This is a genomic window from Enterobacter sp. IF2SW-B1, from assembly GCF_001743375.1.
Lineage (GTDB): Bacteria > Pseudomonadota > Gammaproteobacteria > Enterobacterales > Enterobacteriaceae > Enterobacter > Enterobacter bugandensis.
The window spans coordinates 1-13,769 of sequence record NZ_MJAA01000005.1 but is presented as its reverse complement, the minus strand read 5'-3'; the positions used below and the strand labels follow the sequence as shown (position 1 = coordinate 13,769).

Genomic DNA, 13,769 nt, shown 5'->3' with positions numbered 1-13,769 from the left:
GATGAAAATAAAACGTCACGCAGCGTGACGTGAACGTCCGCGGAATTGTGATCAAATTAAAAATTCATTGACTTAAGGTGCTCGATCCTTTAACCCTAAAAGAATACAGCACAGACAGATAATAATGACAGAGTACACAACATCCATGAAACGCATCAGCATCACCACCATTACCACAACCATCATCATTACCACAGGTAACGATGCGGGCTGACGCGTACAGGAAAAACAGAAAAAAGCCCGCACCTGAACAGTGCGGGCTTTTTTTTCGGCTAAAGGAAACGAGGTAGAACCATGCGAGTGTTGAAGTTCGGCGGTACATCAGTGGCAAATGCAGAACGTTTTCTGCGTGTTGCCGATATCCTGGAGAGCAACGCCAGGCAGGGGCAGGTTGCGACCGTGCTCTCTGCCCCGGCAAAAATCACAAACCATCTGGTGGCGATGATTGAAAAGACCATCGGTGGCCAGGATGCACTCCCGAACATCAGCGATGCCGAGCGTATCTTCGCCGAGCTGCTGCAGGGGCTGGCAGAGGAACAGCCTGGTTTCCCGCTCGCGCAGCTGAAGTCTTTCGTTGAGCAGGAGTTTGCTCAGATCAAACATGTGCTGCACGGCATCAGCCTGCTGGGCCAGTGCCCGGACAGCGTCAACGCGGCGCTGATCTGCCGGGGCGAAAAACTCTCCATCGCCATAATGGCGGGCGTGCTGGAAGCGCGCGGCCACAACGTTACCGTGATCAATCCGGTTGAGAAATTGCTGGCAGCGGGCCACTACCTCGAATCTACCGTTGATATTGCCGAATCAACCCGCCGTATTGCCGCGAGCAAAATCCCCTCTGACCATATGATCCTGATGGCGGGCTTTACCGCAGGAAATGAGAAGGGTGAACTGGTAGTGCTGGGCCGTAACGGATCCGACTACTCCGCCGCCGTGCTGGCCGCCTGTTTACGCGCTGACTGCTGTGAGATCTGGACTGACGTCGACGGCGTCTATACCTGCGATCCGCGCCAGGTGCCGGACGCCAGGCTGCTGAAGTCGATGTCCTACCAGGAAGCGATGGAGCTTTCCTACTTCGGCGCCAAAGTGCTTCACCCGCGTACCATCTCCCCCATTGCCCAGTTCCAGATCCCATGCCTGATTAAAAACACCGGTAACCCGCAGGCGCCAGGCACGTTGATTGGTGCCAGCAGCGATGAAGATGGTCTGCCGGTGAAAGGCATTTCCAACCTGAATAATATGGCAATGTTCAGCGTCTCCGGTCCGGGGATGAAGGGGATGGTCGGCATGGCGGCGCGCGTTTTTGCGGCCATGTCACGCAACGGTATCTCGGTGGTGCTGATCACCCAGTCCTCTTCCGAATACAGCATCAGCTTCTGCGTGCCTCAGGTCGACTGTCTGCGCGCCCGCCGCGCGCTGGAAGAAGAGTTCTATCTGGAGCTGAAAGAGGAACTGCTGGAGCCGCTCTCCATTCAGGAGCGCCTGGCGGTGATTTCCGTGGTTGGCGACGGTATGCGCACGCTGCGCGGTATCTCCGCCAAATTCTTTGCCGCGCTGGCGCGGGCCAATATCAACATCGTGGCGATTGCCCAGGGCTCGTCCGAGCGTTCAATCTCCGTGGTGGTGGATAACGATGACGCCACCACCGGCGTGCGCGTGGTTCACCAGATGCTGTTCAACACCGATCAGGTTATCGAGCTGTTCCTGATTGGCGTGGGCGGCGTCGGCGGTGCGCTGCTGGAGCAGGTGAAGCGCCAGCAGGAGTGGCTTAAGAAAAAGCACATCGATCTGCGCGTCTGCGGAATTGCGAACTCGAAAGCGCTGCTTACTAACGTTCACGGTCTGAACCTGGAGAACTGGCAGGCGGAGCTGGAAGAGGCGAAAGAGCCGTTCAACCTGGGGCGCCTGATCCGTCTGGTGAAAGAGTATCACCTGCTTAACCCGGTTATCGTTGACTGTACCTCGAACCAGGCGGTGGCCGACCAGTACGCCGACTTCCTGCGCGAAGGCTTCCACGTGGTGACGCCGAACAAAAAGGCCAACACCTCGTCGATGGATTACTATCACCAGCTGCGCCTGGCGGCGAGCAAGTCGCGCCGCAAGTTCCTGTACGACACCAATGTCGGCGCCGGCCTGCCGGTCATCGAGAACCTGCAAAACCTGCTTAACGCGGGCGACGAACTGCAGCGTTTCTCCGGCATCCTCTCCGGCTCCCTGTCGTTTATCTTCGGCAAGCTGGATGAAGGGATGAGCCTGTCGGAAGCCACCCGTGCCGCGCGCGAGCTGGGCTACACCGAGCCAGATCCGCGCGACGATCTCTCCGGGATGGACGTGGCGCGCAAGCTGCTGATCCTGGTGCGCGAAACGGGCCGCGAGCTGGAGCTTTCGGATATCGTGATTGAACCGGTGCTGCCAGCCGAGTTTGACACCAGCGGCGATGTCAGCACCTTTATGGCGAATTTACCTCAGCTTGACGATGCCTTTGCCGCACGCGTTGCGAAAGCCCGTGATGAAGGTAAGGTATTGCGCTATGTTGGCAACATTGAAGAGGACGGCGTATGCCGGGTGAAGATTGCCGAAGTGGATGGTAACGACCCGCTGTACAAAGTCAAAAACGGCGAAAACGCCCTCGCGTTTTACAGCCACTATTATCAGCCATTGCCGCTGGTGCTTCGCGGCTATGGCGCAGGGAATGATGTGACGGCGGCGGGCGTGTTTGCCGACCTGCTGCGTACCCTGTCATGGAAGTTAGGAGTTTAAGATGGTTAAAGTATATGCCCCGGCTTCCAGCGCCAATATGAGCGTCGGATTTGACGTGCTGGGTGCGGCGGTGACGCCGGTGGATGGTTCGCTGCTGGGCGATACGGTAACGGTTGAGGCGGCAGAAAGCTTCAGCCTGAATAACGTCGGCCGTTTCGCCAGTAAGCTGCCGCCTGAACCACGCGAGAATATCGTTTATCAGTGCTGGGAGCGCTTCTGTCAGGAGATCGGCAAAAACGTGCCGGTCGCCATGACGCTGGAAAAAAGCATGCCGATTGGTTCGGGTCTGGGCTCCAGCGCGTGTTCGGTAGTCGCCGCGCTGGTGGCGATGAACGAGCACTGCGGCAAGCCGCTGAATAATAGCCGTCTGCTGGCGCTGATGGGCGAGCTGGAAGGGCGCATCTCCGGCAGTATTCATTACGATAACGTGGCGCCGTGCTTCCTCGGCGGCATGCAGCTGATGATTGAAGAAAATGGCATCATCAGCCAGCAGGTGCCAGGGTTTGATGAATGGCTGTGGGTGCTGGCGTATCCGGGCATCAAGGTCTCTACCGCGGAAGCGCGTGCGATCCTGCCTGCGCAGTATCGTCGCCAGGACTGTATCGCCCACGGGCGTCACCTGGCGGGCTTTATTCACGCCTGCTACACCCGCCAGCCGCAGCTGGCGGCGAAGCTGATGAAAGACGTCATTGCCGAGCCGTACCGTACGAAGCTGCTACCCGGCTTTAACGAGGCGCGACAGGCTTCAATGGATATCGGCGCGCAGGCGTGCGGCATCTCCGGCTCCGGCCCGACGCTGTTCGCCCTGTGCGATAAGCCAGACACCGCGCAGCGCGTGGCGGACTGGCTCTCTAAACACTACCTGCAAAATCAGGAAGGCTTTGTTCATATTTGCCGTCTGGACACGGCTGGCGCACGAGTACTGGGATAACGAATGAAACTCTACAACCTTAAAGATCATAACGAGCAGGTCAGCTTCGCGCAGGCGGTGACTCAGGGGCTGGGCAAAAATCAGGGGCTGTTTTTCCCGCACGACCTGCCGGAATTTCAGCTGACCGAAATCGATGAGCTGCTGAAGCTGGGCTTTGTCACCCGCAGCACCAAAATTCTGTCTGCGTTTATTGGCGATGAAATCCCGCAGGAGCTGCTGGAAGAGCGCGTGCGTGCGGCGTTTGCTTTCCCGGCTCCGGTTAAGCAGGTTGAGCCTGACGTCGGTTGTCTGGAGCTGTTCCACGGCCCGACCCTGGCGTTTAAAGACTTCGGCGGCCGCTTTATGGCGCAGATGCTGACCCACATCAGCGGCGACAAGCCGGTGACCATCCTGACCGCCACCTCCGGTGATACCGGTGCGGCGGTGGCACACGCGTTCTACGGCCTGAAAAACGTCCGCGTGGTGATCCTCTATCCGAAAGGCAAGATCAGCCCGTTGCAGGAAAAACTGTTCTGCACCCTCGGCGGCAACATTGAAACCGTGGCGATCGACGGCGATTTCGATGCCTGCCAGGCGCTGGTCAAGCAAGCGTTCGATGATGAAGAGCTGAAGGCCGCGCTGGGGCTGAACTCGGCGAACTCCATCAACATCAGCCGCCTGCTGGCGCAGATCTGCTACTACTTCGAAGCGGTGGCTCAGCTGCCGCAGGAAGCGCGCAATCAGCTGGTAGTTTCCGTACCAAGCGGCAACTTCGGCGACCTGACGGCGGGGCTGCTGGCGAAATCTCTCGGTCTGCCGGTGAAACGCTTTATCGCTGCCACCAACGCCAACGATACCGTGCCACGCTTCCTGAAAGACGGCAAATGGGCGCCTAACGCCACGCAGGCGACGCTCTCCAATGCCATGGACGTGTCGCAGCCGAACAACTGGCCGCGCGTGGAAGAGCTGTTCCGCCGCAAGGTGTGGCGTCTGGGTGACCTGGGCTACGCTGCGGTGACGGACGAAACCACCAAAGCCACCATGCGCGAGCTGAAAGCGGTGGGCTACACCTCTGAGCCGCACGCGGCAATTGCATACCGCGCGCTGCGCGACCAGCTTAACCCGGGTGAATATGGCCTGTTCCTGGGCACCGCGCATCCGGCGAAGTTCAAAGAGAGCGTGGAAGATATTCTGGGCGAAACGCTGCCGCTGCCAAAAGAGCTGGCCGAGCGCGCCGACCTGCCGCTGCTGTCTCATGAGCTGCCGGCGGATTTTGCGGCACTGCGGAATCTGATGATGACGCGCGCGTGATTTTGTTGCCCGGTGGCGCTACGCCTTACCGGGCCTACAACGACGAGATGGCCGTAGGCCGGGTAAGCGCAGCGCCACCCGGCTTTTTTTATGAAGAAATTAAGGAGAAAAATTGCAGGAAAAAAGCAGAAATTCCCAATAAATGCGGTCACTTAGCGTTTAGGATTGCAGAGAATAACATCCACCGTTCCCCTCGCGTACTCTCCTTACATCGGCCCACGTTGGGCAAGAAGAATAAGGAGTCACCTGTGTCTACACTAAAACCTGCACTCATCGCGCTTTCTCTGGTGCTGGTCGCCCCCATGGCGGTACAAGCATCTGAAATTACTCTCGTACCTGCGGTAAAACTGCAGATTGGCGATCGGGACAATAGCGGGCATTACTGGGATGGCGGCCGCTGGCGCGACCACGACTGGTGGAAGGCGCATTATGACTGGCGCGATAACCATTGGCGTCCGCATGACGAGCATCGCGATCGTGATGACCGACACGACCATCATCACGACGACCACCGTCCGGGCCCGGACTGGAAGCACCATTAACGCAAAACCCCGCCAGATGGCGGGGTTTAGTTTTACTGCTCGTGGCGCTTAAATACCAGCTCACCTTTCCCTGACGACGCCTCGTCAAAGAAATAGCCGTCGGTGTTGAATCCCGTTAACTGCTCCGGCTTCGTCAGGCGGTTCTGAATGATGTAGCGGCTCATCAGGCCACGCGCTTTTTTCGCATAGAAGCTGATGACCTTGAACTTGCCGTTCTTCTCATCAAGGAAGACCGGCTTAACGATCTCCGCGTTCAGCTTTTTAGGCTTCACCGACTTGTAGTACTCATCGGATGCCAGGTTAACCACCACGTTATCACCCTGAGCATGCAGCGCCGCGTTCAGCTTGTCGGTGATGATGTCGCCCCAGAAATGGTAAAGGTCTTTGCCTTTGGCGTTTTCCAGGCGAATCCCCATCTCCAGACGATATGGCTGCATCAGATCCAGCGGGCGCAGTACGCCATACAGGCCCGACAGCATGCGCAGATGCTGCTGGGCAAAATCAAAGTCGGCTTCGCTAAAATCTTCCGCCTGCAGGCCGGTGTAAACATCGCCCTTAAACGCCAGGATCGCCTGGCGCGCGTTGGCGGGGGTGAAATCCGGGTGCCACTCGTGGAACCGGGTCGCGTTCAGGTCTGCCAGCTTGTCGCTGATGCTCATCAGCGAGGCGATTTGCGGCGCAGAGAGCTTGCGCGCTTCGCGGATCAGCTGTTGCGAATAGTCCAGCAGTTCTGGCTGGGTATAACGCTCGGTGGCGAGCGGGCTCTGGTAGTCGAGCGTTTTTGCAGGTGAAATCAGAATCAGCATATCCAGTCCTTGCAGGAAATTTAGAGCGACTTTAACAAAAAATCGCCCTGAATTGATCGATAGCTGTTATCGCCGGGGCAAATCATCCCAGGTGCCGGGGGCAAGCTGTGACTGAATTTCGGGATAGCGTGCGGCATCAAATACCGGGGGAACGCCCAGCTTGCGCTGGCGAAGATAATCCCTGGCAATAAGGTTCACAACGGGCGAGAGCAGCAGGATCGCCGTCAGGTTAGTGATTGCCATTAGCGCCATAATGACATCCGCCAGCTGCCAGACCAGCGGCATATTCAGAAGGGAGCCCGCGATCACCATCAGTACTACGCCCAGGCGAAGCAGGAGGATGGCCGGACGAGAGTCGTATTTCAGGAAGATAAGGTTATTTTCGGCATACAGGTAATTCACCACAATCGAACTGAAGGCGAACAGCATCAGAATGAGCGAGACAAATCCCGAACCCCAGCCGCCGGTCAGGTTCACCAGCGCCTGCTGAAGAAGCTGTATTCCGTCGATATCCGAGTCATGCGCGACAGGACCGGCCAGCAGGAGGATCATGGCGCTGGCGGAACAGATAATAACGGTATCCATAAACACGCCTATCATCTGCACGATACCCTGCGCTGCCGGGTGCGGCGGCCAGGAAGAGGCGGCCGCGGCGGCGTTGGGAGTGGAGCCCATCCCGGCTTCATTGGAGAACATGCCTCGCTGAAAACCTGCCATCAGCGCCTGGCTCAGGGTGTAACCCAGCGCGCCTGAGGCCACCTCACGCCAGCCAAAGGCGCTTTTAAAGATGGTCGCAATCACGCCCGGAACCTGGTCGGCATGCAGCGCAGCGACGACCAGGCTCGCGGCAACCCAAAGCAACGCCATGATGGGAACCAGCCACTGCATCAGGCGGGCAACGCCTTTCAGGCCGGCAGAAATGGTGAGCAAAACAAAGAGGGCTAAACCGATGCCGGTGATCCACTCCGGGCAGGAGAAGGTATAGCGCAGGGCATGGGCGACGGAGTTTGACTGCACGGTATTAAAAATAAGACCGTACGCGAGCAGTAAAAAAAGCGAGAACAGAACGCCCATCCAGCGCATTCCTAAGCCACGCGCCATATACCAGGCCGGACCGCCGCGAAACTGCCCGTTTCTGTCTTTCTCTTTGTAGAGCTGCGCCAGCGAACTTTCGGCAAAAGAGGTAGCCATTCCGAGAAGCGCCGTGACCCACATCCAGAACACCGCGCCTGGCCCACCGGCGCTGATGGCCAGCGCAACGCCCGCCAGGTTTCCGCTACCGAGGCGGGCAGCCAGGCTGGTACACAGCGCCTGGAACGATGTTAATCCGCCCGGCTGGGGCGTGACGCTGTTTTTCAGACTTCTGCCAAACTTGCGAATATAGCGAAACTGGATAAACCCACTGCGTAGCGTAAACCAGATACCTGCTCCCAGAAGCAGGTAGATCATTATCGAACCCCAGAGGACTTCGTTAATAAAGAAAAGGAAATCAGGCATTAACGTCCCTCTTGTTGATGCCAACGTGAATATGTAAGCGCTACCACTGATTGGGCATGCTGTTGCTTAGCAGCCTGTTAATATTTTGAGTTTATCATACTCTGCCTAAGCGCACTGTCTGCGGTTGCGCTACCCCTCCGTCGTGTTATCATCAGGGCAGACCGGTTACATCCCCCTAACAAGTAAACCTGTCATTTTTCCGCTGCAGGCATGCTGTCGGTAGCGTGAATTATCCAGGGCACGTTAAAAGAGAAACACTATCATGACGGATAAATTGACCTCCCTTCGTCAGTTCACCACTGTCGTAGCTGACACCGGAGATATCGCGGCAATGAAGCTGTACCAGCCGCAGGATGCCACAACTAACCCTTCTCTGATCCTTAACGCCGCACAGATCCCTGAGTATCGCAAACTGATCGACGAGGCTGTGACCTGGGCGAAAGCACAGAGCAATGACCGTGCGCAGCAGGTTGTGGATGCTACCGATAAACTGGCAGTGAACATCGGTCTGGAAATCCTGAAGCTGGTTCCGGGCCGTATCTCTACCGAAGTGGATGCACGTCTCTCCTACGACACCGAAGCGTCAATCGCGAAAGCAAAACGCCTGATCAAACTGTACAACGACGCGGGCATTAGCAACGACCGTATCCTGATCAAACTGGCGTCGACCTGGCAGGGCATTCGCGCTGCCGAGCAGCTGGAAAAAGAAGGCATCAACTGTAACCTGACCCTGCTGTTCTCCTTCGCGCAGGCGCGTGCATGTGCGGAAGCAGGCGTGTACCTCATTTCTCCGTTCGTGGGCCGTATTCTGGACTGGTACAAAGCCAACACCGACAAGAAAGAGTACGCAGCGTCTGAAGATCCAGGCGTGATTTCCGTGACTGAAATCTACGAATACTACAAACAGCATGGCTATGAGACCGTGGTTATGGGGGCAAGCTTCCGTAACGTGGGCGAAATCATTGAGCTGGCTGGCTGTGACCGTCTGACCATCGCCCCTGCGCTGCTGAAAGAGCTGGCAGAAAGCGAAGGTGCTATCGAGCGTAAGCTGTCTTACACCGGCGAAGTGAAGGCGCGCCCGGAGCGCATCACCGAATCCGAGTTCCTGTGGCAGCACAACCAGGATCCAATGGCTGTAGACAAACTGGCGGACGGTATCCGCAAGTTTGCTATCGACCAAGAAAAACTGGAAAAAATGATCGGCGACCTGCTGTAATCATTCTGCGTGACCGGGCTCCCGGTCACGCGTCTTCTCCTGTCCTCTGTCTGAATTTTCCCTCTGCGTGTATCATTCCCTTTAATCAGTACTTTTTGAATGGAATGAATATGAATACCTTACGCATCGGCTTAGTGTCGATTTCTGACCGCGCCTCCAGCGGCGTTTACCAGGATAAAGGCATCCCCGCTCTGAAAGAGTGGCTGGCAAGCGCGCTGACCACCCCGTTTGAGATCCAGACTCGCCTTATCCCCGACGAACAGCCGATCATTGAGCAGACCCTGTGCGAGCTGGTGGATGAGATGAGCTGTCACCTTGTGCTAACCACGGGTGGAACCGGCCCCGCGCGTCGTGATGTGACGCCGGACGCGACGCTGGCTATCGCCGACCGTGAAATGCCGGGCTTCGGCGAACAGATGCGCCAGATCAGTCTACACTTTGTCCCGACGGCAATCCTTTCCCGCCAGGTGGGGGTGATCCGCAAACAGGCGCTGATACTGAACCTGCCGGGGCAGCCAAAGTCGATCAAAGAGACGCTTGAAGGATTAAAAGCCGAGGACGGTCGCGTCATCGTGCACGGCATATTTGCAAGTGTACCGTATTGTATACAACTGCTTGACGGGCCGTACGTGGAAACTGACGACAAAGTGGTAGCAGCATTTCGTCCTAAAAGCGCACGCCGCGAGACAATCTCCTGAAATTTACTAAAATGTGACATTAGCGCCAGCCGCAGTAGCGTGTAAATGGATTTACGATATAGTAATTTTTTCTTTACGATTGCTGTAAAAAATAATCCACAACACATGCACAATGGTTCGCTATGTCACATAACACCCGACCTCTGAATCGACAGGACTACAAAACGCTTACGCTCGCCGCCTTAGGTGGCGCGCTGGAGTTTTACGACTTCATTATCTTTGTCTTCTTCGCCGCCGTGGTGGGGGCGCTCTTCTTCCCGGCGGATATTCCAGAATGGCTGCGTCAGGTGCAAACCTTCGGCATCTTTGCTGCCGGGTATCTGGCACGTCCGCTGGGCGGCATCGTCATGGCCCACTTTGGCGATATTGTCGGGCGTAAGAAGATGTTTACCCTGAGCATCCTGCTGATGGCGGTGCCGACGCTGGCGATCGGCCTGCTGCCCACCTATGCCTCCATGGGCATTCTCGCCCCGCTATTGCTGCTGCTGATGCGCATTCTTCAGGGCGCGGCCATCGGCGGGGAAGTGCCGGGGGCCTGGGTGTTTGTGGCGGAGCACGTTCCTGCCCGCCGCATCGGGATCGCCTGCGGAACGTTAACGGCGGGGCTGACCGTCGGGATCCTGTTGGGGTCGGTGGTGGCGACGATAGTCAACACCAGCATGACGCAGCAGGCCGTGCACGACTGGGGCTGGCGTATTCCGTTCCTGCTGGGCGGGGCGTTTGGCCTGGTGGCAATGTACCTGCGCCGCTGGCTGCAGGAGACGCCGATTTTCCTCGAAATGCAGCAGCGTAAAGCGCTGGCGCAGGAGTTGCCGGTCAAAGCCGTTGTGGTGCGTCATAAAAAAGCGGTGGTGGTGTCGATGCTGCTCACCTGGCTGCTGTCGGCGGGCATCGTGGTGGTGATTTTGATGTCGCCGGTGTGGCTGCAGAAACAGTACGGTTTTGCCCCTGCCGTGACCTTACAGGCAAACAGTATTGCGACAATTATGCTCTGCTTTGGCTGTCTGGCCGCCGGACTGGCGGCGGATCGTTTCGGTGCCAGCCTGACCTTTATTGTCGGCAGCCTGCTGCTGGCCGCGTCGAGCTGGGCGTTTTACCATCTTGCGGGCAGTCATCCTGAACAGCTGTTCCTGCTGTACGGCGTGGTCGGACTGTGCGTGGGCGTCGTGGGGGCTGTGCCTTACGTCATGGTGCGCGCCTTCCCGCCGGAGGTTCGCTTCACCGGGATATCGTTCTCTTATAACGTCGCGTATGCCATTTTCGGCGGGCTGACGCCGATAGTGGTCACGGTGATGATGGGGGTGTCGCCGATGGCGCCTGCCTGGTATGTACTCGCGCTCTCGCTGATGGGGCTGGGATTAGGGGTTTGGCTTCGTCAGGCGGGGGAATATCGTGCCCGCGAGGCGGGCACGACAGAGGGATCAGTGTTTTTCACCAATAGGTAAAATGGTGCGGTCAAACTGTTCGTTCAGCACTTCACCCATTGCCAGGTAGATAGCGCTTGCGCCGCACACCAGGCCAATCCAGCCTGCTACGTGAACGATGCCTTCGTTATCCGCCAGGTGGCCAATCGCCAGCAGGGCGAACAGCACGGTCAGACTCAGGAAGACGAACTGCAGCGCGCGGTTGCCTTTCAGGGTGCCGAAGAACATGAACAGGGTAAAGACCCCCCACAGGCCCAGATAGACGCCCAGGAAGTGGGCGTTTGCCGCGTCTGCCAGGCCCATTTTAGGCATCAGCAGGATGGCGACCAGGGTCAGCCAGAACGAGCCGTAAGAGGTGAATGCAGTTAAGCCGAAGGTGTTGCCTTTCTTATATTCCAGCAGGCCCGCGAAGATTTGCGCGATACCGCCGTAAAAAATGCCCATCGCCAGGATTACGCCGTCCATCGGGAACATCCCGATGTTGTGCAGGTTCAGCAGAATGGTGGTCATGCCAAAACCCATCAGGCCCAGCGGAGCCGGATTAGCCAACTTAGTGTTGCCCATAAGTCCTCAAAAAAATCATCATTAAAATGGTGAAATGGTTAAACCCGCGTCAGTTCTCCCTGACGCGGCCTGGCATCATAATGGGCGCGAGATGCTGCGTCTATGATCTGGATTGGGTGAAATAAAAAATTTTTTACTTGGTAAGTAATACAATTTCTCAAGTTATTCCTTAGTTTTTGTGATTGTATGTTAAAAACCTTCGCCGCCTAACCAGACTGGACGTCATGATGGCCCCGAACCTTTTCATATGTTTGTTAAAGCTAGGTTTGGCAATCTTAAAATCATCAGGCTTTCGTTAGTAAGCGACGGATGCTTGGAAGGGGCGGTTTTAAGCGGAAAAAATAATACTCGCGGAGGGAATGCCTCCGCGTATGCTTAAATGTTTAGGGAAGGGGGAGTTTTTTATCTGACTGACAGCGCTCAAGTGGGAGTACTTTGGAACTGTATATTTGAGTGATTTTTTTCTCCTTGGTGTTCACATCACCCCTGATACAGGCGCTTCCATATCCGTAATTTCCATTAGTTCTAACATATTGATCGTCAGAAATTCTTTTAGATTTTCTACTCCTGATGAAGAATTACCACCTTGCAAGGAAATATCCCATGTACCGTCTCGATCGGTGAGCCACTGATTGGCTGGACTGGGGTTTTGTAACCAGCCGCATCTTAACTTACTGGCTAAGGCACGATTGCTTAAGATCAGTAAGACCAATGGGAAATATTTTCTCATTATCACTCCTTCGTTACGGCTTTTTTGGACCAATACCTGCCCTTGTGGGTTTTAGGGTGTCTGAATGAATCCAACCGGACACAGGATCGCCATTTTTTGTGAAATACATGATTGAGGAAAAACCATTATAATCGGCATAAACGTTGACTAAGTCCCCTTGCACTAAAAAGAGATCTTTAATCTTACAGCTTTCATCAGGTGCACTATAAAAATATGTTCTCCCAGCATTGTGAATGACATAACCTGAATTGTCAGACGGTATTTTTTTCTGCATTGCAGCCGCTATTCTATTAGCGCCACTGCATTTTGAATTCGGAGCAGGCAATGTTCTAAAATCATCTGGATCACTTCCTTGGTTTGTGTAAATACGACCATCAGATTTCCTTATGCGTAGGTCAAATAATTTTGCTGATGTTCCAGTATCGCCGCCGCATTGTGGCTTTGAATGATTCTCGCGAACAGGGATTAGAATATAACCATCATTATTATCATCAACATCAAATGCTAGGCATTCATCCTTGACTGACGTTAGACGGTTATCATGGATAGCATCATATGCCTTTAGCACCATTTCATCGTTTTCCGAGCCAAGCGCAGAGAGGCAGTAACAAACTGAAGATATAAAAAATATTTTATTTATCAAATTCATATAAATCATATCGCTCCATAAGACGGATAAGTTTTGGTGCATAATCAGGATCAGTTGCATAGCCAGCTTTAGCTATTTCAGTGATGAATTGGTTTGGCTCAGTCGTGTGAATGAATGCGGGTTTATATCGTTTGTTTTCGTTCAAAAAACGACCGTAATCATCAGCCGACTCCGCGTAATCTGCGTATGCACGAAAAGTATCTTTAATATGAATTACCTTGCCGTTGATGACTTCTGTTGTGCCAAATGACGTACTGTTTCCAGTTGGTGATTTGCCTTTAATGCCAAAGTATGCATTATTTTTGACATGTTTCCCCCAGCCGGATTCCAAAGCTGATTGTGCGAGTAACACGGAAGCTGGTACTCCCCATTTAGCAGCGGCTTGTTCTGCTGAATCCGAAGCCATGTCCAGAAAATCTTGGACATTTCGGGGTCTGATTACACCTCTTCGAGACTGCATTTTTAGCGCATCAAGAAATACCACCGGATGCATATGCCACAGAGCTTCACTGCTACGGATCTCTGGTACATCCTTCATCCACACCAGTTTATTGATGAAGTCACGGTTGAATAGTGCCAGATCAGGATATTTCTTCGCCTGTTCATCAAGCGCTGCCTGCCAAAGAGCTGATGTACCGTCTTTAAGCCATTCGCTGTGATGCTTC

Annotated in this window: 13 protein-coding genes, 1 pseudogene and 1 other annotated feature; of the genes and pseudogenes, 8 read left to right on the top strand and 6 right to left on the bottom strand. The window is 55.0% G+C overall.

The features are described from left to right. The first annotated feature begins 145 nt into the window (after window positions 1-145). The 5 genes from thrL to A6013_RS11735 all read left to right on the top strand — a co-directional run bounded on the left by thrL (window position 146) and on the right by A6013_RS11735 (window position 5,520). Entirely contained in the window at window positions 146-214 is a 69-nt protein-coding gene (thrL, locus tag A6013_RS25220) for a thr operon leader peptide (RefSeq protein ID WP_015572623.1), read from the top strand. Further along, window positions 153-270, top strand: a sequence feature (Thr leader region). Its footprint overlaps the gene before it by 62 nt. Window positions 271-294: 24 nt before the next feature. Continuing rightward, window positions 295-2,757, top strand: a complete 2,463-nt coding sequence (gene thrA / locus A6013_RS11750; protein WP_069733109.1) for a bifunctional aspartate kinase/homoserine dehydrogenase I — start codon at window positions 295-297, stop codon at window positions 2,755-2,757. 1 nt (window position 2,758) lies between these two features. Then, window positions 2,759-3,688: a homoserine kinase gene (gene thrB / locus A6013_RS11745; protein ID WP_041911275.1), complete on the top strand. Its 930-nt coding sequence runs from the start codon at window positions 2,759-2,761 to the stop codon at window positions 3,686-3,688. Between the two features lie 3 nt (window positions 3,689-3,691). Beyond that, a complete protein-coding gene (thrC, locus tag A6013_RS11740; protein ID WP_069733108.1) occupies window positions 3,692-4,978 on the top strand; it encodes a threonine synthase in 1,287 nt (428 codons plus the stop codon). 248 nt (window positions 4,979-5,226) lie between these two features. Then, window positions 5,227-5,520 (top strand): DUF2502 domain-containing protein, encoded by a 294-nt coding sequence (locus A6013_RS11735; RefSeq protein WP_028015459.1) that lies wholly within the window; start codon window positions 5,227-5,229, stop codon window positions 5,518-5,520. A 32-nt stretch (window positions 5,521-5,552) separates the two neighbouring features. Here the strand turns inward: A6013_RS11735 and yaaA are convergent, their stop codons facing one another. After that, a complete protein-coding gene (yaaA, locus tag A6013_RS11730) occupies window positions 5,553-6,326 on the bottom strand; it encodes a peroxide stress protein YaaA (protein WP_028015460.1) in 774 nt (257 codons plus the stop codon). A 66-nt stretch (window positions 6,327-6,392) separates the two neighbouring features. Next, window positions 6,393-7,823, bottom strand: coding sequence for a sodium:alanine symporter family protein (locus A6013_RS11725; RefSeq protein ID WP_047363408.1), 1,431 nt, complete (start codon window positions 7,821-7,823; stop codon window positions 6,393-6,395). 262 nt (window positions 7,824-8,085) lie between these two features. Between A6013_RS11725 and tal the strand changes: the two genes are divergently transcribed. From tal to A6013_RS11710, 3 genes are all read left to right on the top strand, one after another. Continuing rightward, window positions 8,086-9,039: a transaldolase gene (gene tal / locus A6013_RS11720; protein WP_003856481.1), complete on the top strand. Its 954-nt coding sequence runs from the start codon at window positions 8,086-8,088 to the stop codon at window positions 9,037-9,039. A gap of 110 nt (window positions 9,040-9,149) precedes the next feature. After that, a complete protein-coding gene (mog, locus tag A6013_RS11715; protein WP_069733107.1) occupies window positions 9,150-9,737 on the top strand; it encodes a molybdopterin adenylyltransferase in 588 nt (195 codons plus the stop codon). Window positions 9,738-9,859: 122 nt separating this feature from the next. Next, window positions 9,860-11,182 carry an MFS transporter gene (locus A6013_RS11710; protein ID WP_069733106.1) on the top strand — a complete coding sequence of 441 codons (1,323 nt, stop codon included), beginning with the start codon at window positions 9,860-9,862 and terminating at the stop codon, window positions 11,180-11,182. Here the strand turns inward: A6013_RS11710 and satP are convergent. From satP to A6013_RS11695, 4 genes and pseudogenes are all read right to left on the bottom strand, one after another. Continuing rightward, complete coding sequence (gene satP / locus A6013_RS11705) at window positions 11,159-11,725, bottom strand: acetate uptake transporter (RefSeq protein ID WP_041911269.1); 567 nt, start codon at window positions 11,723-11,725, stop codon at window positions 11,159-11,161. The two genes, A6013_RS11710 and satP, sit on opposite strands and share 24 nt — an antisense overlap. Before the next feature lie 383 nt (window positions 11,726-12,108). Then, a pseudogene (locus A6013_RS11700) lies at window positions 12,109-12,455 on the bottom strand (DUF4087 domain-containing protein). Window positions 12,456-12,468: 13 nt separating this feature from the next. After that, on the bottom strand, window positions 12,469-13,113 hold the full coding sequence (locus tag A6013_RS26800; protein WP_139128227.1) for a hypothetical protein: 645 nt from the start codon (window positions 13,111-13,113) through the stop codon (window positions 12,469-12,471). Further along, the coding region (locus A6013_RS11695) for a glycoside hydrolase family 73 protein (protein WP_175437386.1) at window positions 13,088-13,769 on the bottom strand (682 nt) is incomplete at its 5' end. The genes A6013_RS11695 and A6013_RS26800, both read right to left, overlap by 26 nt.

Coding starts and splice junctions, on each gene's coding strand:
- thrA (WP_069733109.1), top strand. CDS start 295: ATGCGAGTGTTGAAGTTCGGCGGTACATCAGTGGCAAATGCAGAACGT.
- thrB (WP_041911275.1), top strand. CDS start 2,759: ATGGTTAAAGTATATGCCCCGGCTTCCAGCGCCAATATGAGCGTCGGA.
- thrC (WP_069733108.1), top strand. CDS start 3,692: ATGAAACTCTACAACCTTAAAGATCATAACGAGCAGGTCAGCTTCGCG.
- yaaA (WP_028015460.1), bottom strand. CDS start 6,326: ATGCTGATTCTGATTTCACCTGCAAAAACGCTCGACTACCAGAGCCCG.
- A6013_RS11725 (WP_047363408.1), bottom strand. CDS start 7,823: ATGCCTGATTTCCTTTTCTTTATTAACGAAGTCCTCTGGGGTTCGATA.
- tal (WP_003856481.1), top strand. CDS start 8,086: ATGACGGATAAATTGACCTCCCTTCGTCAGTTCACCACTGTCGTAGCT.
- mog (WP_069733107.1), top strand. CDS start 9,150: ATGAATACCTTACGCATCGGCTTAGTGTCGATTTCTGACCGCGCCTCC.
- A6013_RS11710 (WP_069733106.1), top strand. CDS start 9,860: ATGTCACATAACACCCGACCTCTGAATCGACAGGACTACAAAACGCTT.
- satP (WP_041911269.1), bottom strand. CDS start 11,725: ATGGGCAACACTAAGTTGGCTAATCCGGCTCCGCTGGGCCTGATGGGT.
- A6013_RS26800 (WP_139128227.1), bottom strand. CDS start 13,113: ATGATTTATATGAATTTGATAAATAAAATATTTTTTATATCTTCAGTT.